18 protein-coding genes and 1 pseudogene are annotated in these 21,583 nt (G+C 42.6%); all 19 read left to right on the top strand.

The features are described 5' to 3' along the window. Positions 1–4: 4 nt before the first annotated feature. The 19 genes and pseudogenes from MKY99_RS27830 to MKY99_RS27740 all read left to right on the top strand — a co-directional run bounded on the left by MKY99_RS27830 (position 5) and on the right by MKY99_RS27740 (position 21,575). Entirely contained in the window at positions 5–1,075 is a 1,071-nt protein-coding gene (locus MKY99_RS27830) for a class II aldolase/adducin family protein (RefSeq protein WP_339267458.1), read from the top strand. Positions 1,076–1,081: 6 nt separating this feature from the next. Then, positions 1,082–2,737, top strand: a complete 1,656-nt coding sequence (locus MKY99_RS27825; protein ID WP_339267457.1) for an NTP transferase domain-containing protein — start codon at positions 1,082–1,084, stop codon at positions 2,735–2,737. Continuing rightward, positions 2,737–3,141 (top strand): GtrA family protein, encoded by a 405-nt coding sequence (locus MKY99_RS27820; protein ID WP_076286920.1) that lies wholly within the window; start codon positions 2,737–2,739, stop codon positions 3,139–3,141. Before MKY99_RS27825 ends, MKY99_RS27820 begins: the two co-directional genes overlap by 1 nt. A gap of 1 nt (position 3,142) precedes the next feature. After that, positions 3,143–3,829, top strand: coding sequence for a glycosyltransferase (locus MKY99_RS27815; protein ID WP_339267454.1), 687 nt, complete (start codon positions 3,143–3,145; stop codon positions 3,827–3,829). Then, positions 3,807–4,394 carry a hypothetical protein gene (locus MKY99_RS27810; RefSeq protein WP_076286919.1) on the top strand — a complete coding sequence of 196 codons (588 nt, stop codon included), beginning with the start codon at positions 3,807–3,809 and terminating at the stop codon, positions 4,392–4,394. The genes MKY99_RS27815 and MKY99_RS27810 overlap by 23 nt, the downstream gene beginning before the upstream one ends. Before the next feature lie 66 nt (positions 4,395–4,460). Then, a pseudogene (gene rfbC, locus MKY99_RS27805) lies at positions 4,461–4,976 on the top strand (dTDP-4-dehydrorhamnose 3,5-epimerase); the annotation flags it as partial. Positions 4,977–5,011: 35 nt separating this feature from the next. Then, positions 5,012–6,034 (top strand): dTDP-glucose 4,6-dehydratase, encoded by a 1,023-nt coding sequence (rfbB, locus tag MKY99_RS27800; RefSeq protein WP_042192239.1) that lies wholly within the window; start codon positions 5,012–5,014, stop codon positions 6,032–6,034. A gap of 8 nt (positions 6,035–6,042) precedes the next feature. Further along, positions 6,043–6,906, top strand: a complete 864-nt coding sequence (rfbD, locus tag MKY99_RS27795) for a dTDP-4-dehydrorhamnose reductase (RefSeq protein ID WP_339271811.1) — start codon at positions 6,043–6,045, stop codon at positions 6,904–6,906. A gap of 118 nt (positions 6,907–7,024) precedes the next feature. Then, positions 7,025–8,047 (top strand): glycosyltransferase family 2 protein, encoded by a 1,023-nt coding sequence (locus MKY99_RS27790; RefSeq protein ID WP_339267451.1) that lies wholly within the window; start codon positions 7,025–7,027, stop codon positions 8,045–8,047. 103 nt (positions 8,048–8,150) lie between these two features. Further along, entirely contained in the window at positions 8,151–9,101 is a 951-nt protein-coding gene (locus MKY99_RS27785; protein ID WP_339267449.1) for a glycosyltransferase family 2 protein, read from the top strand. After that, positions 9,098–10,504: an undecaprenyl-phosphate glucose phosphotransferase gene (locus MKY99_RS27780; RefSeq protein WP_339267447.1), complete on the top strand. Its 1,407-nt coding sequence runs from the start codon at positions 9,098–9,100 to the stop codon at positions 10,502–10,504. Before MKY99_RS27785 ends, MKY99_RS27780 begins: the two co-directional genes overlap by 4 nt. Before the next feature lie 121 nt (positions 10,505–10,625). Beyond that, positions 10,626–11,492: a phosphatidylinositol-specific phospholipase C/glycerophosphodiester phosphodiesterase family protein gene (locus tag MKY99_RS27775; protein WP_339267446.1), complete on the top strand. Its 867-nt coding sequence runs from the start codon at positions 10,626–10,628 to the stop codon at positions 11,490–11,492. Positions 11,493–11,663: 171 nt separating this feature from the next. After that, positions 11,664–12,374 (top strand): heptaprenylglyceryl phosphate synthase, encoded by a 711-nt coding sequence (locus MKY99_RS27770; RefSeq protein ID WP_339271810.1) that lies wholly within the window; start codon positions 11,664–11,666, stop codon positions 12,372–12,374. Positions 12,375–12,534: 160 nt separating this feature from the next. Beyond that, on the top strand, positions 12,535–14,874 hold the full coding sequence (gene pcrA / locus MKY99_RS27765; RefSeq protein WP_339267444.1) for a DNA helicase PcrA: 2,340 nt from the start codon (positions 12,535–12,537) through the stop codon (positions 14,872–14,874). A 78-nt stretch (positions 14,875–14,952) separates the two neighbouring features. Continuing rightward, positions 14,953–16,965 (top strand): NAD-dependent DNA ligase LigA, encoded by a 2,013-nt coding sequence (gene ligA / locus MKY99_RS27760; RefSeq protein WP_339267442.1) that lies wholly within the window; start codon positions 14,953–14,955, stop codon positions 16,963–16,965. 202 nt (positions 16,966–17,167) lie between these two features. After that, entirely contained in the window at positions 17,168–17,875 is a 708-nt protein-coding gene (locus tag MKY99_RS27755) for a response regulator transcription factor (RefSeq protein WP_339267440.1), read from the top strand. Positions 17,876–17,894: 19 nt separating this feature from the next. Continuing rightward, positions 17,895–19,007 carry a HAMP domain-containing sensor histidine kinase gene (locus MKY99_RS27750; RefSeq protein ID WP_339267438.1) on the top strand — a complete coding sequence of 371 codons (1,113 nt, stop codon included), beginning with the start codon at positions 17,895–17,897 and terminating at the stop codon, positions 19,005–19,007. A gap of 64 nt (positions 19,008–19,071) precedes the next feature. Beyond that, entirely contained in the window at positions 19,072–19,671 is a 600-nt protein-coding gene (locus MKY99_RS27745; protein WP_339267437.1) for a hypothetical protein, read from the top strand. Beyond that, positions 19,668–21,575, top strand: coding sequence for a PBP1A family penicillin-binding protein (locus tag MKY99_RS27740; RefSeq protein ID WP_339267436.1), 1,908 nt, complete (start codon positions 19,668–19,670; stop codon positions 21,573–21,575). The genes MKY99_RS27745 and MKY99_RS27740 overlap by 4 nt, the downstream gene beginning before the upstream one ends. The last annotated feature ends 8 nt before the right edge of the window (positions 21,576–21,583 follow it).

The following is a 21,583-nucleotide window of genomic DNA, read 5'->3' as shown; positions in this document are numbered from 1 at the left end:
TAGAATGAAAGACTTATTGGAATTCGTGAAGATGTCAAAGTATGCTGGTGAGCGGTTTGACTTGACTCAAGCAGGTGGAGGTAATTCCTCAGTTAAATTGGATAATGGGCAAATGCTAATTAAAGCATCTGGATTCTTGTTATCTGACGTGGAGCAAGATCGAGGATTTGCTACACTGGATCATCTTAAGATAGTAGCAGCTCTAAGTGATCCTGCTTTTGAAGAAATAGTTGAAAAACGTCAGAGAGAAGAGTACGCTGCTCAATTAGTGAGCAATGCGTTGTGTAGTCCTTTATCGAGACCGTCAATTGAAACTTTTTTACACTCACTTCTATATAAGTTCACGCTTCATACACACCCCATTGTAGTTAATATGATTACTTGTCAGAAAGAATGGAATTCGAAGTTACATGCCTTATTTGGTGATCGGGCTCTATATGTTCCTTATGAGACACCAGGGATTGAGTTGGCTCTATCTATGTTTAATGAACTTCAAAACTATAGATTAAAGAATAAAAAGGACCCAGGAATAGTATTTTTGCAAAATCACGGACTTATTATTAGCGGCGATCATATGGAAGAGGTATGTGAGCTAAATGAAGAAGTTTTATCAATATTAGAGAGAAATGAGAATGTGAATTTTTCGCATTATAAATATACTAATCAAATTTCAAAATTAATAAATGGTGTTGGTAATACGCAATATATAGCATATTTAAGTGAGGATACAATCGTTACTAAGTTATCTGAAAATAGAGCTAATTTAGAAATAAGCCCTTTTTGTCCGGATGGGTATGTATTCTGTGGTGTAAGAGTACTGTTTCTGCAGACATTGGACTCCCAATGTGTTTATGATTATTTTGAACAAAATCTTGAGCTTCCGAAGGTAATTATTTATAACTCCATGGTATTCTTTATTGCTAATAACATACGAAAAGCTAAAGAAATTGAAGAAGTATTTAAGTTCCACCTCATTATTGTGAACTCCGTGAAAGAGAGAGTAAACAGTCTTGAAATCGATGAAATTCGTTATCTGGGAAATTGGGAAGCAGAAAAATATAGACAAAAACTATAGAAGCAGGTGAATGAAGTGCAAATTATTATCCCTATGTCAGGAATAGGTAAGAGATTTATTGATGCTGGTTATTCAGAGCCAAAGCCATTAATTGAGGTTGATGGCATCCCAATTATTGAACATGTAGTCAATATGTTTCCGGGAGAATCGAACTTTACTTTTATATGTAATTCAAATCATCTAACAACTACCAATATGAGAGCTATATTAGAGCGTATCGCACCTGCGGCGAAAATAATTGAAATTGAACCACATAAAAAAGGACCTGTATATGCGGTTACGCAAATCTTTAATCTTCTAAATGATGAGGAAGAAGTTATTGTTAACTATTGTGATTTTAGTGTGTTTTGGAATTATGCTGATTTCCTAAACCATACTCGTAATAGGAAAGCAGATGGAGCTATTCCTGCATATAAGGGTTTTCATCCACATATGTTAGGGTCCACAAACTATGCATTTATGCGTGATGAAGAACAATGGATGCTCGAAATTAAGGAAAAAGAACCTTTCACAAATAATCGCATGGAGGAATACGCCTCAGTTGGTACATATTATTTTAGATGTGGATCATACGTCAAAAAGTATTTTCAGGCATTATTAGATGAAGATGTTAATTTGAATGGTGAGTATTACGTTAGTTTGGTGTACAATTTGCTAAACCGTGATGGTCTGCGCACTTCAATTTACAATGTTCAGCATATGTTGCAATGGGGTACTCCACAAGACGTACAAGAGTATAAAGCATGGTCTAATTATTTCAGAAATATAATAGAGTCAAATGAAGAGGATAAAACTGTTCCGCATTCAACGTTATTAATGCCGTTAGCTGGAGCAGGAAGCCGATTTGTAAAAGAAGGATATGAGGACCCCAAACCTTTAATTGAAGTATCTGGAAAACCGATGATTATTCAGGCTTCCCAGAGCTTGCCTAAGACAGGCAAACAAGTATTTCTTTGTCAAAAATCTCATTTAGATGCCTATCCTTTGGAAGAGGAACTTAAAATGGTATATCCAGACGCCACTATAGTTACTGTAGAGTCTCTAACTGAAGGGCAAGCTTGTACTTGTGAACTGGGACTTAAGTATATTGATTCAGAGGATTCACTGTTAATTGGCGCCTGCGACAATGGAATGATCTGGAATCAAGATGGTTTTCAAACATTAATTAAAGATCCTAATGTAGATGTTGTTGTATTCAGTTTTAGACATCATGTTTCGAGTGAACGTTATCCTCAGATGTATGGATGGATAGATATTGAGGAAGACCAGACTATTAAACATGTTCATGTAAAAAGCCCAATAAGTGATGATCCTTATAATGATCATGCAGTTGTGGGTAGTTTCTATTTTAAAAACGTTAAAATTTTCAAGGAATCACTTGATCAACTGTATACGAAAAACATTCGTATTAATAATGAGTTTTACGTAGATAGTTTGATAAATGAAGCAATAGATTTAGGATACAATGCGAAAGTATTCGAGTTGGATCAATATGTTGGGTGGGGTACACCTAATGATCTAAGAACCTATGAATACTGGCAGAGTTTCTTTCACAAGTGGGAATGGCACCCTTATACACTAGATCAAGAAGTCACTTTAGATAAAGATGCTCTTCCAGGACTTGAAATTAAATACACTACTTTTAAACAGGAAAATGAATAATGACATTAAAGAAGCAATTAATGCGTTTTGGTGTTACGGGTTGTTCAGCAGTATTAACCGATAGTTTTATCTACTATCTTTTATTAAATATATGGTCAACGTCCATTTCTAAGGGAATGTCCTTTCTTTGCGGTGCTGGAATTTCATTTTTGCTAAATAAATTGTGGACTTTTGAAGCTACTCAAAATACTTCATCTCATATATGGAAGTTTAGTGTTCTGTATTTAGGTACTCTATCAATAAATATATTAATGAATAAGTTAACTTTGAGTCTATTTCCATCAATGTATATGATAGCTTTTTTAGTAGCGACAGGCACAAGTATGTTACTGAATTTTATCGGTCAGAAATGGTGGGTGTTCAAAAATGATAAAGTTGTCGGTGATCATTCCTTGTTACAATGAAGTGAAGAATATTAGTTTAATTTTGGAGAAGTTCGAAAAAGTAATTCAAAGGCCGGACATTGAAGTAATATTGGTCAACAACGGTTCAAGTGATGGTAGTAAGGAACTTATGGAGAGATTAATAAATGATTATCCATTTGCAAGAATTGTTCATGTGGAGATTAATCAAGGCTATGGTTTTGGAATAATCTCAGGTTTAAAAGAGGCTAAAGGTGAATATCTCGGATGGACACATGCTGATATGCAAACTGATCCTTATGATGTTATTAGAGCTCTAACTATTATAGAGGAAAAGGGAAGCCCATCTAATATTTATGTCAAAGGTGATCGGAAGAAAAGGCCATTCTTTGATCAATTGTTTACTACAGCTATGAGTGTCTTTGAAACTATATATCTTCAAGAACGATTGTATGATATCAATGCGCAGCCTAATATATTTCACTCTTCATATTTTGCATCATGGGATTCACCACCTTATGATTTCTCGCTTGACTTGTATTCGTTATACATGGCACGAAAACAGAATATAGATATAATTCGGTTTAAGGTTGTATTTCCTGAACGATTGAATGGAGAATCGAGTTGGAATACAGGTATGGGTGCAAAGTATAAATTCATTAAAAGAACTTTGAATTTCAGTAAAAAGCTTAAAGGGGATTTGAAAAATGTACATCGCTCATCGTATTAATACGGTTGCAGAGTTAAAAAATATTCCGACCCAATACGGTGTAGAAATTGATATTCGCGATTTGGGTGAACGCTTGGTACTACATCATGATCCCTACGTAGACGGAGAGAATTTAGAGGATTTCTTGCGAGATTATCAACATGGAACTTTAATTTTAAATGTAAAAAGTGAAAGAATTGAACATCGAGTATTAGAATTAGTGCGAAAATATAAAATAAAGGATTATTTCTTTCTGGATAGTACCTTTCCGATGATCTATCTTCTCAGTAATCAGAGGGAGACGAATATCGCACTGCGTTTCTCGGAATACGAAGGATTAGATACCCTTTTATCTATGAAGGGGAAAGTGAAATGGGTATGGGTTGATTGCTTTACGAAATTACCTATTAATAAAGAGAACTATTCTAAATTGAAGGAGTGGGGATATAAATTGTGTCTAGTATCTCCCGAACTTCAAGGCAGGGATCAAGACATTGAAGAATACAAACAATATCTTCAAGATAATGATATTAAATTTGATAAAATTTGTACCAAGATATACAATGTTGAACGTTGGGGGAATTAATAACTTTAACCGTGTTGTTGGTGATTTCGAATTGAAGTGTAGTCTTAATAGTGGGGAGTAACTAGCCTACTAGAACCGGTAGTCCACGGCGACAACCGTGGATTTTTCATGGAAAGCTACAACGAAAAAATCATGCATAAGCTTAGTGTTAACTATCAGTTTATCCAAGATAACCAATCCCTCTCCGCAGAGGTTGGGGTATTACGTGACTTGCATTACCAACTGAATCCCAAAGCTCAAACGAAATTGATCCGTGTTCTAACTGGAGCTATTTATGATGTAATCGTAGATATTCGTCGTAATTCTCCTACATTTGGTCAATGGGTCGGAGTAATACTTAGCGAATATAACAAACGCCAACTGCTTGTACCTAAAGGCTTCGCGCATGGCTTCTGCACGTTGGTCCCTAATACCCAAGTGTTATACAAGGTGGACGAATATTATTCCCCTGAGAATGATCGCGGCATATTATGGAATGATCCAGCGTTAGGTATTGATTGGCCGACTTCTAGTCCGATATTATCGGATAAAGATCAACGTCATCCTGTACTGATGGACGCGGAACTTAACTTCGAATTATAAACATAACATTTCATTGAACAAAAGGTGGGCTATAAATGAAACTGCTAGTTACCGGTGGAGCCGGATTTATCGGCAGCAACTTTGTATTATACATGCTGCAACAACATCCTGATTATCAAATCGTTAACGTAGACGCGTTGACATATGCAGGTAATTTGGAGAATTTGAAGTCAATTGAAAATCATCCGAACCACAAGTTCGTAAAAGCAGACATTACAGATGTACAGGCAATGGATGCTTTGTTTAGCCAAGGTGTTGATGTAGTGGTAAATTTCGCGGCTGAATCGCATGTGGATCGGAGTATTTTGGAGCCAGAAGTGTTTGTGAAGACGAACGTGCTTGGAACACAAGTACTTTTGGATGCGGCGAAAAAATACAGTGTTACTAAATTCGTTCAGGTTTCTACGGATGAGGTATACGGATCACTTGGAGCAACCGGTTTGTTTACTGAAGAAACTCCTTTGACTCCGAACAGTCCATATTCGGCAAGTAAAGCTGGTGGCGACTTGCTTGTACGTGCATACCATGAGACATTCGGACTGCCAGTGAACATTACCCGCTGCTCGAACAATTATGGCCCGTACCAATTCCCTGAGAAGCTTATTCCGCTTATGATCTCCCGCGCACTTGCGGATCAAGCGTTGCCTGTATATGGCGATGGGATGAATATCCGTGACTGGTTGTATGTTGAGGATCACTGCAGCGCGATTGATTTGGTTATCCACAAGGGCGTGAACGGTGAAGTATACAACATTGGTGGCAATAACGAACGTACAAATGTGCATATCGTGAACACAGTATTGCAGGAACTTGGCAAACCTGATTCACTGATTACTTATGTTCAAGACCGTCCGGGTCATGATCGCCGCTATGGAATTGATCCTACCAAGATTATGAACGAACTGGGTTGGAAGCCGAAACATACGTTTGAAACAGGTATTAAAGAAACCATCCAATGGTATCTCAATAACCGCGAATGGTGGACTCGCATTCAATCTGGGGAATACCAGAAGTACGCTGAATTACAATATGGCGATCGTTTGGGAGAATCTCTATAATGGCTCAACTGAAGGTACTTGTTACAGGCGCGGCCGGACAACTAGGCCAGGACGTAGTTTTACTACTCCAGCATCAAGGTCACCAAGTAATGGGCTGCGACCGTCAGGAGATGGATATCACCGATCTGGATCAGTGTATCCAGGTTATTGGTGAGTTTGGACCGGATGCTGTCATTCATTGTGCTGCGCATACAGCAGTAGATGCGGCAGAAAGTGACATCGATGCAGCTTATTTAATTAATGCAACGGGCAGTCGAAATGTAGCGCTAGCTTCTGAAAAAGCTGGAGCTAAGCTGGTGTACATTAGTACGGATTACGTATTTGATGGTTTGGGAGTACAGCCTTACCATGAGTATGATAATACAGAACCTAAGAGTATATATGGTAAATCGAAACGTGCGGGTGAAGTGTTAGTTCAATCCCTTTCCTCTAAGTATTTCATCGTACGCACATCATGGGTGTACGGTAAATACGGGAATAACTTTGTCAAAACAATGCTGAAGCTTGGTCAAGAAAAGCCACTGCTTCAAGTCGTAGATGACCAAAAAGGTTCGCCTACCTATACAGTTGATTTAGCTCGATTTTTGTTAGAGCTTATCCAAACTGAGAAGTATGGTGTATACCATGCGTCAAATAGCGACTCATGTACTTGGTTTGAATTTACACAGGCGATCTTTGCAGAGGCTGAGGATATTTTGGGTTTGAAATTCACCGCAAAGCTTGAACCTTGTGCTACGGAACAGTTCCCAAGACCTGCACCGCGTCCTCGGAATTCGGTGATGGAGCATCTGTCGATACGTACGAATGGATTTGAGGATATTCGACCTTGGCGTGAGGGCCTGAGAGATTTCCTCTTAGAGCTAAAAGAATAAGATAGTAGCAATTGAAACTCCCAAATCGGTTATAACGATACGGGAGTTTTTTGTATTCTTTCGTTATAATAAGAAGGGAATGTGTAGTTAACAAGAAATTACAAAGTCGAGGATACTCATGAATAACAAAACAGTAAGTGTACATATCGTCACCTATAATAGTGCTGACGACATCATAGATTGTATAGAGGCAGTAATGGCACAGGACTATTTGGTCAAAAAAATTGTCGTAGTGGACAACGCTTCAACTGATGGTTCGGCGGATAAGGTCAGAACGTTCTATCACCAGTTTAACTCGGACTCACCCGCTGCATTCTTGGTGGGGCATGAAGCTATTAACTCCGCAAGGGAGATAAAGCAATATCCAACAATTGACCTTCTGGAGAATGAGCTTAACACAGGCTTCGCCCCAGCCCACAATCAAGCGATTGCCGTTACGGAAACAGATTACGTGCTCGTCCTTAACCCTGACCTTACGCTGGCTCCAGACTATATCTCCAGACTAATCACACTGATGGAGGGGAATCCGTTAATCGGTAGCGCGACAGGAAAGCTTTTGCTAAAGGCAGATCATGGGCTAGTAGATAGCACAGGTCTTCGTATGAACAGAGCACGGCGTGCGTTTGATCGCGGTGCGGGTGAGCCAGCTGACCAATGGACACAATCGGGTCTTGTATTCGGTGTATCTGGAGCGGCTGCGATGTATTCTCGACGGATGATCAACGACATAAGTGTTGATAGTGAGTTCTTTGATGCAGACTTTTTTGCTTATAAGGAAGATGTGGATGTGGCTTGGAGGGCGGAGTTATTCGGCTGGCGGGGATATTATGATGCTGAGGCGATCGGGTATCACGAACGTGGCTGGAAAACGTCTGGTCGTAACACGAAGCCGTTGTTCATCCGACGAATATCTTACATTAACCGCTACAAAATGATCTACAAGAATGAACCGACTCGAACTATGCTAAAGACAATCTTCATTTCTCTCCCCTATGAAATTGCAGCTCATGGTTATATGCTTCTGAGAGAGCCACAGTTAATTACAGCGTGGAAGTCCTTTTTCACTCAGCTCCCTGCGCTAAAAAAGAAGCGGGAGTATATACAAGCTGCGATAAAAGAGAGAAAGAAACACGAAATCTAAACCACATCTGTAAAAACCTCCCTGAAACGTCACCTCCTCTCAGGGAGGTTTTATGTTATAATTATTGTCGGTAGATTACTATATTTGTCAGGAGCGTTACGCAGTGAATGTAGATGTAAGTATACTTATTGTTAATTACAACACGTGTCGCCTGACGATGGATTGTCTCAGGTCGGTGTATGACTCGGAAACGAACTATTCCTATGAGATTATTTTAATAGACAACAATTCCAATGATGATTCGGTAGAGAAGATTAGTAGAGAGTTTCCAGGTGTAATGTTGATCGCAAATAACGACAATGTCGGTTTTGCTCGTGCTAATAATCAGGGGATGGAAGCTTCATCCGGACGGTATGTGCTGCTACTTAACTCAGATACGGTAGTACGTAAGGATACGCTGGAGACAATGATCTCCTTTATGGACGGTCGACCCGATGTTGGGGCGTCAGGATGTAAGATTATTTTGCCGGATGGTTCGCTGGATAAAGCGTGCAAGCGTGGATTCCCTACACCGTCTGCTTCTTTCTATTATGCTTTTGGCTTCAGTAAGCTTTTTCCGGATCGTCCGAGGTTTAACGGTTACCAGTTAGGCTATCTGGACCCTGATCTTGATTACCCGATTGATTGTCTTGTTGGTGCGTTTATGCTGCTGCGGCGGGAGACGATTGATCAGGTGGGTGGATTGGATGAAGAGTTCTTCATGTACGGAGAAGATTTAGATTGGTGTTATCGTATTAAAGAGGCTGGTTGGGAGATTTATTATTATCCGAAGACTTCTATCGTACATCTTAAAGGCGGCAGCGCTAGACGCAGACCTTTCAAAATCGTATACGAGTTTCACCGCGCAATGATTTTATTTCATCGTAAGCATTATAGTAAGAAGTACAACAGTATGATAAATGGAACGGTATATGCCGGTGTAGGTGTGAAGTTTGCACTTTCACTTTTGCGGAATGCCTTAACTTCTCCTAAAACGGTCTCATCACCTGCTCAGAGTCTTAACGCTAACGAAACAGGTGCACGTAACGAAAAGAATACTGAGGTGAATTTATGATTCGGCGTAATCAGAAATTTTTGACACAGCTCTATATGGTTGCTGATTTTATTGTCATCCAACTCTCTTTTTTAGCCGCTTGGTGGCTTAAGTTTAAAAGTGGATGGATGGAGTTTGAAAATCCGCTGCCTGTAGAGTCGTACGCTTACTGGAGTATGATTTATGGCGGAGTTGCAGTGTTAATCGGTATATTATTGTCACTGTATTTGCCTAAGCGTAAGAAACGTTTTGTCGATGAATTTATTAAGATTTTCCAAGTGCATATTATGAGCATTTTTATCTTGCTTGGTCTGATGTTCTTCGTGAAAGAAATCGATATCTCCCGTACCTACCTTGCTATTTATATGGGATTTAACGTTCTTTCTATTATGCTGTACCGATATGTGTTGAAGAAGACGCTTAAATCTTTCCGCGAAAAGGGCTTTAACCGACAGTTCGTACTTATCATCGGTGCAGGTACGCTAGGCAAAAGATTCTACAATAATCTAGAGCAATACCCCGAGCTTGGATATGAAGCGATTGGTTTCCTGGATGACTATCATACTTGGGATGGAATTGAAGAGCAACGATATAAACCGATTCTTGGAACAGTCGACCAGTTGTCTGGAATGCTAGAGATGCTGCCTGTGGATGAGGTTATACTTGCGCTGCCACTTGATGCCCATTCGAAGTATCCTTCAATTATTGCGGCCTGTGAAAAAGCAGGTGTACGCACATTGATTATCCCTGACTTTTTCGACTACTTACCAGCCCGCCCTTACTTTGATAACTTTGCAGGCATGCCAATGATTAATGTTCGTGATATTCCACTAGATATGACGGGTAATAAGATGGCAAAACGTTTGTTTGATATTGTGTTCTCCTTGTTCGCAATTATTATGATCTCTCCAGTGATGCTTATCGTGGCTCTTGGTGTTCGACTGACCTCTCCGGGACCGATTATATTCCGGCAGGAACGTGTGGGACTGAACCGTCGTAATTTTATGATGTATAAGTTCCGCTCCATGAAGATGCAGCAGGATGGTGAAGAGGATACAGGCTGGAGTACGCGGGAAGATCCTCGTAGAACAAGATTCGGGACCTTTATCCGTAAGACAAGTCTAGATGAGCTTCCACAATTTTTTAATGTGTTGCTGGGACATATGAGTGTGGTGGGACCTCGACCAGAACGCCCATATTATGTGGAACAGTTCCGTGATGAAATTCCGAAGTATATGGTTAAGCACCATGTACGACCTGGAATCACAGGCTGGGCACAGAGCAATGGACTTCGCGGTGACACTTCCATCGAGGAGCGGATCAAACACGATATTTTCTATATCGAGAACTGGTCTTTACTGTTTGACATTCGAATTATTTTCAAAACGATTCGCAACGGCTTCGTCAACAAAAATGCTTATTGATTCCTGCACTTATTTTGGATTTATTAAACTTTTATACGATCCCCGTTTCTACCTATGGTAGAGCGGGGTATTGTTTATCTATTGTTTTATAATCTAAACTTCGCAAAGGAAACTATCAACTATGGATAAGAAAAAGATTGTTGCTACCGTAATTGTAATTGGAGCTCTTATCATTTTACTTGTAATCGCTTTTAGTAATGAAGATGAACAGCCTGCAAGCGGCTTTGAAGCTCACAAGGTCATAGCACATGCCATGGGTGGCATTAACGGTCATACGTACACCAATGCTTTTGAAGCATTTGTTGCTAATTATGCACAGGGAACTCGCGTATTTGAAGTAGACTTGTTATTATCGGCTGATGATCAGCTAGTAGGTAGGCATGAGTGGTCAGGCAACATGAGTAAGCTTTTAGGTCAGTTGGATGTTCTTCCTGCTAATAAACAAGGGGTAGTACTAGATTATAAGGAATTCATGGACAGCCCAATCCTGAATATATACTCCCCGATCGATGTCGAGAAGTTGCTTGATCTGATGCAGCATTATCCAGATGCTTATATCGTGACCGATACGAAAGAAATCAAACCCGAACTTATAAATAAACAATTTACATTGTTGGTAGAAGCGGCGCAGCGCCGGGATCCAGCCATATTAGATCGGATTGTTCCCCAAATATATAATCAGTCGATGCTTGATGAGATCAATAAGGTGTATTCTTTTCCAGAATTGCTTTACACTCTGTACCAATCCAAGGATACGGATGTACAAGTTATTGAGTTTGTTAATAAAACAGGTGTGGATATTACCATGCCAGTTGGCCGAGCCACCAAGAGCTTTGTTAAAAAGCTGAAGAAGGCTGGCGCTCGTGTATATGTTCATACAGTAAATGAAGAAGCTGAAATTAGGGAGCTGGCCCGTATGGGCGTGGATGGTTTTTACACTGATTTTGTACCCGAAGAGGATTTGATTAATATCTCAGGTGTACGTTGAAATCTTAGACTACTTATTACCATTAAAAAATACGAAAAAATGTTCGCATTTTTGTTCGCTTTAAATTGACACACCTGCTGTGCTGGCATAGACTAGATCTATATCTTTTTCGGCGGCAGGAGTGTCTTTGTCTTGCCCAAATGACTATTAAGGATGATTCTCATGAAATCAGTGCAGCAAATGATCAAACCTTGGCGGCATGTGTTTAAGCTAGACCCTGACCGGATGATTTCGGATGAGGATTTGGCGGCCGTTTGCTTATCTGGCACGGATGCCATACTGATAGGGGGCTCTACAGGAGTAACCTATGAGAATACAGTGGATCTCTTATCAAGAGTAAGAGGGTTTGAGTTGCCCTGTGCACTCGAGGTATCCGAACTTGAAGCTGCTGTGCCCGGATTTGACCTTTATATGATTCCTATGGTGCTTAATACTCCTGATCCAGCCTGGATTGTAGGCCATCATCGCCGAGCTATTGAACGCTATGGATTTATGATTCCATGGGATTCGCTTCTAACGGAAGGTTATATTGTGCTGAATAGTGACTCTTCCGTTGCACGGATTACAGGGGCTGAGACGGCCATTGATGCTGAAGAAGCGGCTGCTTATGCTCAGGTTGCGGACAGGCTGATGTCACTGCCGATTGTTTATCTTGAATACAGCGGTAGGTTCGGGGATATGGAGACTGTGCGGACAGTACGCGAAATGGTGGATCACGCTCAACTTTTTTATGGTGGGGGCATTACTTGTGAGGCGGAAGCCGAGCAGGCAGCAGCTCTATGTGATACAGTAGTGGTCGGCAATATTATTTATAGTGATGTACAGCAGGCACTGCTAACAGTTGTGGCTGTAAAAAAGACAGTACAAGAGAAATTCGATTAAATTATAAGAAAGTATAAGTTTCACGTTATACATTATCCTTATATTTTTCGCATAAACACTTACCGTCCTTATAAGGACGCCAAAGGCGTTTATGCTTAGTGGTTATTTTTAGGACTACTTATGATTGGTGATTTTATATTTAGAAAGGAGCATGTTACACATGCAACTTATTAGCATACAAGACGCAGTAAGTCGACTGAATCCTCCACAAAGACAGGCTGTCGAAACTACTGAAGGACCACTTTTGATAATGGCTGGTGCGGGCAGTGGGAAGACTAGAGTGTTGACTCATAGAATTGCCTGGCTGATTGCCAATCGAAAGGCGCCGCCTTGGGCGATTTTGGCGATTACGTTTACGAATAAAGCCGCGCGGGAAATGCAGGAACGTGTATCTAAACTTGTCGGACCTGAGGGAAGAGATATCTGGGTATCCACCTTTCACTCTATGTGTGTTCGGATTTTGCGGAAGGATATCGAGCGGATTGGTTTTACCTCCAACTTCTCCATTCTGGACTCTACAGATCAGTTATCCGTAATACGTAACTGTATGAAGGAACTGAATATTGATACGAAGAAATTCGAACCAAAAGCTGTGCAGGCTATCATTAGCGCATCCAAGAATGAGCTGATCACTCCGGCGCAGTATGAGCAGAAGGTTGGCGATTATTTTGAAGGCTTAGTTGCAAAGGTATATAAGATGTATCAAAGGCGTCTAAGAAGCAATAACTCGCTTGATTTTGATGATTTGATTATGAAGACTATCGAACTGTTTAAGGAAGTTCCCGAGGTCCTTGATTTCTACCAAAAGAAATTCAAATACATCCACGTGGATGAGTATCAGGATACGAACAGAGCGCAGTATATGTTGTGCCGTATGCTCGCTGACAGCCACCACCGGATTTGTGTGGTAGGGGATAGTGACCAGTCGATTTATCGCTGGCGCGGAGCGGATATTACGAACATTCTTAATTTTGAAGAGGACTATCCAGAAGCGAAGACCATTCTTCTAGAGCAGAACTACCGTTCAACTGCTAATATCTTGAATGCAGCCAATGGTGTGATCGCACTCAATAGTGGACGTAAGCCGAAGAAGCTGTGGACCGATTCCGAGGAAGGCGCCAAGATTAAGGTATACCGGGCGGACTCCGAGCATGATGAAGGTTACTTTGTAACCGGAGAAATCAGCAAAAATGTGAAACAGGGTCAAGCCTACCAGAATCATGCGATACTGTATCGTACGAATGCCCAGTCACGGGTAATCGAGGAAATTCTAATTAAATCTGATATTCCGTATCAAATCGTAGGCGGGATTAAGTTCTATGATCGTAAAGAAATCAAAGATCTGCTCGCTTATTTACGCCTGTTGTCTAACCCTGATGATGATATCAGCCTGACGCGTATTATTAATGTACCTAAGCGGGGATTAGGGGATACAACGGTTGGTAAGCTGGCAGCTGCGGCTGGTGAGCGTGGTGTTTCTATTTTCCGCGTACTGCAAACTGTAGATGATTTGGGCTTTGCCGGACGGACGCGGAATATGCTAGTAGAGTTCTACGATATGATTGAAGCCCTGCACCGTATGGTGGAGTTCTTGTCCGTAACAGAACTGACGGAAAAAATACTGGAGATGTCGCAGTACCGTTTGGAGCTGCAAAATGAAAATACTCTCGAATCTCGCTCACGACTAGAGAATATCGATGAGTTCTTGTCCGTGACGATGGAGTTTGAAAAGAATAACGAGGACAAGTCGCTTGTCTCCTTCCTCACGGATCTTGCACTTATCGCAGATATTGATAGTGTGAATGATGATGAAGAGGACCGTAGTGACGCTGTAGTCCTGATGACGATGCACAGCGCCAAAGGTCTGGAGTTCCCAACGGTATTTATCGTCGGGATGGAAGAAGGTGTGTTCCCGCACAGCCGAGCCTTCCAAGACAACGATGAGCTCGAAGAGGAACGCCGGCTTGCGTATGTAGGGATCACCCGCGCCGAGAAACAATTGTTTCTCTCTTGCGCGCGGATGCGTACGCTCTTTGGGCGGACGACGGCGAATCAGCCGTCCCGCTTCATTGAAGAGATTCCGGAGGAGTTGAAGGAGGATACCGCGAAGACACAGGACCGCTTCCAACGTGGAGGCTCGGAGGTAGGCGGTGCTTATGGCGGACGCGGCTTCAGTGGCGGCAGTCGTGGGAACTTCGGCGGTCGAGGTGGAGCCGCTAGTGCGGCGCCGATTGGCAGCGGAAGCACAGCGTCCGCAGCGACAAGTAAGAGTAGCGTGACCGTAACCTCCGGAGGCGCACAGCGCGCTACTGGAGCAGGGGCTGCAGCAGCTGGCGAATACAAAGCGGGTGATAAGGTTTCGCATGGCAAATGGGGCACTGGCACCGTTGTAGCTGTGAAGGGCACCGGGAATGATACGGAGCTGCAGATTGCTTTTCCAGCACCGGTGGGTGTAAAACGGCTGCTTGCAGGGTTTGCACCGATTACCAGGGTGGAATAATAGTAGAAAACGATTAACGAACGGATATTTAGACCACGCTAACCATTAGGAAACTTATTGACGGAGGGATGTACCTGCATGGATGCTATGCATGTGATGGAAGAGCTTGTTGCGGAGTTAAATAATTATAATTACCACTATTACACGCTGGATGCTCCGCTAGTCAGCGATAAGGAATACGATGTTTTATACGACAAGCTTGTAGCACTGGAGGCTGAGAGTGGCTTCGTACTACCGGATTCACCTACACAACGTGTAGGTGGAGAGCTGCTTAAGGGCTTCACGCCGCATCGGCATCTGGCTCCGCTTTGGAGTCTCGATAAAGCACAGAATATTGAACAGCTGCGGAGCTGGAATACGCGGGTACTTCGCTTAGTGAATGAGTACAATCTTAAGAACCCAGGCAACCCTCTACCTGATCCTTGTTATGCAGTAGAACTGAAGTTTGATGGCTTGACGCTGAATCTAACCTATCGGAATGGTGTTCTCGAACAGGCATCGACGCGTGGTAATGGTGTCATTGGGGAAGGAATACTTGCTCAGGTGAAGACCATTAAGTCTGTTCCATTAACGATTCCTTTTAAAGAAGGGGTCATTGAAGTACAGGGCGAAGGGATTATGAATCTATCTGTGCTCGCTGATTATAATACCCGGGCTGCAGAGCCACTTAAGAATGCGCGTAATGCGGCGGCAGGAGCACTGCGCAATCTAAACCCGAAGACTACTGCAGAACGTCGTTTGAATGCATATTTCTATAATGTAGGTTTTGGCGAAGGTGTAGAGTTCGCCGATCATCAGGAGATGATGGATTTTCTACGGAATAACAAATTCAAAGTAAATCCTTATCTGACTTACTGTAATGATTTCGATGATGTGACTGAGCAGCTTGCCGGAATCGAGGAGAGTCGTTCAAGTCTTGATTACCTCATTGATGGAGCGGTGATCAAGGTGACGGATTTCCGTATTCGTGAAGTTCTTGGTTACACTGACAAGTTCCCCCGCTGGGCAGTGGCTTATAAATTTGAAGCTGAAGAAACAACGACCGTGCTTGAGTCTGTTAGCTGGAATGTAGGACGTACAGGTAAAGTGACTCCTTTAGCTCGTGTTGAAGCCGTAGAGCTTGCTGGAGTTACCGTGCAGAATTGCACATTAAATAATGTGGGCGATATTGAGCGCAAAAACTTGAAATTTGCTTTAGGCTCACGAGTGTTTATTCGGCGTTCTAATGATGTTATCCCGGAAATTCTCGGCAAGGTAACAGAAGAGAATGACGGAGGAGAAATTATTTTCCCTGAGGATTGCCCGGCGTGCGGATTTCCGCTAGAAATGCGTGGTGCGCATCTTTTCTGTAATAATAAGCTGAACTGTAGACCGCAAATTATTAGTCGGATCACTCATTTCGCTTCGCGTGATGCGATGGATATTGAGACGTTTAGTGAGAAGACAGCAGGTCAGCTCTACGACGAGCTTAATGTTCATGACTCTGCGGATCTGTATGAATTGTCCTTTGAGCAGCTTGTACAGCTGAACCGTTTCGGAGAGAAAAAAGCACAGAATTTGCTGCAAGCGTTAGAGGATAGCAAAGGGCGCGATCTCGCCTCATTCCTCTTTGCGTTAGGAATCCCTAACACAGGTAAAGCAACAACTAAGATGCTGGCTGATCATTTCCGCGATCTGGATGCTGTGATGCAGGCTAAAGCTGAGGAACTTGCCGAGTTACCGGACATTGGCGGGATTGTCGCCGAGAGCATTGTTAACTTCTTCGCAGATCCTGTAGTCGTGGCGAATGTTGCTCGGTTGCGGGCGCTTGGGGTTGAAGCAAAAGCTCCTGAGGCCACACGTCCTGTTAGCACGGATTCCTTCTTTAGCGGAAAAACGGTAGTGTTGACCGGTTCATTACAAAAGCTTACACGTGACGAAGCCGCCGAACGTCTGGAAGCACTCGGAGCGAAGGTGTCTGGAAGTGTATCTAAGAAGACGGATTTGGTTATTGCCGGCGAGAAGGCAGGTAGTAAACTGGCCAAAGCACAACAGCTGGGCATTCAGGTCATTGAGGATGAGGATGAGCTGATTCGACTGCTGGAGATGTAAGCATAATTTTACTAAGTCCTAAAAGGGTACCAGTTCCATTTCGTTTAAGTACGAGTGGAGCGGGTACCCTTTTTTTGCGTAACCTATTTATTGTTGTTCGATTTTAAGTACATGTATCTATTTTCGAGGAAAAACGTTCGATGGATCTGCTAATATAGAAGCTAAAGATAATTATTACTATATTTGAAAGGAAACCCCTCCTGTGAAGAGAGAAACGATTTTGTTAGTAGATGATGAGAAGGAAATTGTAGAGCTGTTATCGATATACCTCTGTAATGAGGGCTATCGCCTGCTTAAAGCTTATGATGGGATGGAGGCACTGGCGTGTCTGCAGAAGGAAGAAGTGGATCTAATCATTCTTGATGTCATGATGCCTAAGATGGATGGATTAGCTGCATGTATGAAGATCCGTGAAGATCGGAAGATGCCGATTATTATCCTTTCAGCCAAAAATACGGATATGGACAAAATCTCAGGACTTAGCATAGGAGCGGACGACTACGTGGGCAAGCCGTTTAATCCTTTGGAGATTGTGGCACGAGTTAAGTCACAGCTGCGTCGTTATCACGCTTTCAATAAAGATAGTAGTAGCCTAGGGAGTGACAGCAAACTTAGCTTTGAAGATTTAACTATAGATACGTCTAAGCATGAGGTACATATAGACCAGCAGAAGATTAAGCTGACCCCGCGGGAATTTTCTATTTTAGAGCTTTTGGCAAGGCACCAAGGTCAAGTGCTCAGCTTAGAGCAGATATACGATAAGGTGTGGAACGAACCATTTTTAGATGGGGGTAATACTGTTATGGTACATATTCGTAACCTCCGCGACAAAATCGAAGTGGATTCGAAGCGCCCCCGTTATATCCAAACCGTCTGGGGAGTTGGCTATAAATTAGATGGACCTTCCTGAAAGGATTAGGTGAGGTTTCTTGAATTCAAAATATATAACTACGATTCGTTGGAAGTTTATATACGCCTTTTTACTCAGTGTGCTTTCCGGTGGATTACTGCTGTTTGCAGGTTACCAGCTCGTTAATTTCATGATCTATCTGAATCCAGTGTCAGAGTCGGCTCCCTATTCACGTATCTTACGCTGGATCATTAATCATATTGGCTCTATGCCACTGCTGACCGCCGCTGGTATTATCAGCTTTTTACTGTTCTTTTTTATCTATACTCGTAAAGTAGTACTGTATCTGGAGGAGATCACCAAAGGAATTCGGGAAATCACAAGCTCCGGGATGTCGCACCGAATTGAAGTCAAAACCACGGACGAGCTGGGAGTGCTGGCTGAGAATATTAATGAAATGGCTGAACGTTTGCAGCACTCCATGGAAGAGGAACGTAAAGCAGTGAATGCAAAAAATGACTTGATCACAGGTGTCTCCCACGATTTACGAACCCCCCTTACCTCTGTCCTCGGTTTTCTGGAATATATCGAGCAAGATCGATGCCAGGAAGAAGTAGAAATACGATATTACGTGAGCATAGCCTACAACAAATCCCTTGTGCTGCGTAAACTGATCGACGATCTTTTTGAATATACACGCGTAAATAGTGGGGAATACCCTCTGGTTATGGAGCGATTAGATTTAAAAGCATTTATACGGCAGCTAGCGGAGGAGTCAGTTCCCGAACTAACAAAGGCTGAAATGACCTATGAGATCGATGACCAAGCTGGTGAGTTGTGGATAGAGGCATCCCCTAAAGAATTAGTTCGTGCTTATGAAAATTTGATTACGAACGCGATCCGTTACGGTAGAAGCGGCGGGAAAGTGGAGATTGGTTTCAGTAAAAGGGGAAATGAAGCGGTTGTCCGCATTAGCAACTTTGGAGAGATGATTGCAGAGAGCGATATTCCGTTTATTTTTGAACGATTCTATCGAGCAGAGAAGTCTCGTTCACAGCATACAGGCGGTTCAGGCCTAGGTCTTGCCATTTCCAAAAGTATCGTCGAACGCCACAATGGCGTTATTTATGTAGAAAGCTCCCCGCTTCGGACGGATTTTATCACCTATTTCCCATTCTTCATAGAATCTTAAGAAAACTCTTGGCGGGTTCTTAAGATTTGGAAGATATCCTTGTGAGCACAAGGAGGGAATGACTATGCACAAACTTCGGACGGTTCGCATCCATTATCTTTATATTTTTATAGGGAGTGCTCTTTTGAGTGCTGCCTTTCTTTTTGCTGTCCAGCGGGCTGTTGCTTTGCTGTATTCTCATTATTCAGGGAAGTCAGGCGTCTTTTTTGTTCGTCTTATCCATTGGACCATTAATCATATTGGAACAATCCCTAGCGTCATAATTCTATTTGTTCTATTCTTCAGTGGGTTGTTTATTCTCCGTTCACAGAAAATTGCCGATGATTTGCACACGGTACTGATTGGAAGCTCAGAGTTAGCAGACAAGGGAGTAACAACAGAAATTAAGGTCCTCTCTGGAGGAGAATTAGGCCAAATCGCCGCTAACCTGAATCGCATGCAAAGAATTGAAGTTCCGAATAGAGGCGTAGCAACAGAAACGATGCAGGACACACCAGTTGTAGCTTTATTGATAAGAACTCGGGCAATTCTCCGTGCTCTCCGTGAGGTAGAGGAGGCTGACAACACGGATGATGGGATGGAAGCCCAAGCACTTCTTGAAGCAGCGAGTGTTGAAGCCCGTAGTATGGAGCGGTTCTTAGAGAACCTGATTATAGAATCATGAATGCCGTTACCGAAAAAAAACAAAGTGTAGCCCATTCAGGCAAGGATGGCAGATGGATCGTGCGTACCCGGATACTCCGTCTAGGGTATTTATTATTTGATGGGAGTATCATTGGAATAGTAATAGCGCTCGTGGGTTTGCTTTACGTATTTCAATACGGCGGGCAAGTGGTTAAACAGCAAGAGAATAAACTTCAGCTGCCGGAATCGAGCATCATTAAGACCTCGGACGGGACGACATTACGAATGATCCCTTTACCGGGCTCGGGGTATAGACATTCAGCGGAGCTGGAGGAAATGCCTGCATTATTGATAAATACGTTTTTAGCGGTGGAGGACCGACGCTTTTATAGCCACCAGGGATTAGATTATAAAGGGATTTCTCGCGCTTTTCTAAATAATATTGTGGATATGGATCTCTCTGAGGGCGGGAGTAGTATTACTCAGCAGCTAGCTCGCAATCTTTATTTGAACAGGAACAAGAATGTCATACGTAAGCTAAACGAAGCATCCATTGCTCTTGCATTGGAGAGGCAGTTATCAAAACGAGAGATTCTAGGGCTTTACCTCAATCAAATTTACATGGGGCGTGGACAATATGGAGTAAAGGCAGCTGCGGAGCGTTACTTCGGCGTATCCGATTTGAAAAAACTAGAAATATGGCAAATCGCCACCTTGGCGGGAATCCCTAAAGGACCGTCTATTTATAATCCGGTAGACAATAGTACATTATCCAAAACAAGAAGGAATCTCGTTCTACAGATTATGTTAGAGCAAGGACTGATTACTAAAGAACAAATGCTTGAGGCCAGAGATAAAAAGTATCAACCTCCCGCTGCGAACAAAGTAGAAGTCATTGGTGTGCATTATGTGGACGCTACGCTTAAGGAGGCGGCTCAGATCACTGGGAAGTCTGTGGAGGAGCTTCGAACGGGTGGTTACACTATCGTTACAGGGTTGAACATTAAAGCACAGCAGGCGCTAGAGCAGGCTTTTCTAAAGGGTTCTTCTTTCCCGCCTGACGGAAAAGATCAGCAGGTAGAAGCAGCTATGACCATAATGGATCATCGTACAGGTGAAGTGGTGGCACTAATTGGTGGGCGTGAACAAGATGAGGGGAGCTTGAATAGAGCTACAATTGATGCGCGGCAGCCAGGCTCCAGCTTCAAGCCGATCATTGATTATGGACCCGCGCTAGAGAGCGGGAAGTTTAGCCCGTATAGCATACTTTCTGATCGCAAATACGCTTATGGAAACTATGTACCTGAGAATTTGAACGGTGTGTATCAAGGTCAAATCACAATGAGTAGAGCGCTGCAAAAATCCGTGAATGCGCCAGCTGTTTGGCTTTTGAAGCAGGTTGGAATCTCTTCTGCACGGCAATTCGCAGCCAAATTAGGAATTGTACTGACAGAGGAGGATAACCATTTATCAATAGCTTTAGGAGGGCTTCATAATGGGGTATCGCCACTTAAAATGACACAAGCCTATGGTGTCTTTGCTAATGGAGGTAAATTCAATGAGGCTCATATGGTACGCACGATAATGGATTCAAAAGGGAAGGTTGTGTATTCACATCTCTCCGAATCACGGCAGGTAATATCGCAACGAACCGCAGAGGCAATGACGATGATGCTACGTAATGTTGTCAATGAAGGAACGGGCAAAAAAGCGCAAATGAACAGGCCTGTAGCGGGGAAAACCGGAACAACCCAATTGGATCTGCCAGGTGTAAGCAAGAAAGCTAACCGGGATTTGTGGTTTGTTGGTTATACTTCGGAATGGACAGCTGCAGTGTGGATGGGGTTTGATCGTACAAATAAGGATAATTATATGACAGAGGGCAGCGGGAAGGCTGCCGCTCTATTTTCTACAGTCATGAGTAAGGCGTTAAGTGGTTACTGATGTTACTG

It is taken from the genome of Paenibacillus sp. FSL R5-0470 (assembly GCF_037975205.1).
In the GTDB taxonomy this organism is placed as follows: Bacteria; Bacillota; Bacilli; order Paenibacillales; family Paenibacillaceae; genus Paenibacillus_AQ.
This window is presented reverse-complemented; position numbering and strand designations above follow the sequence as displayed.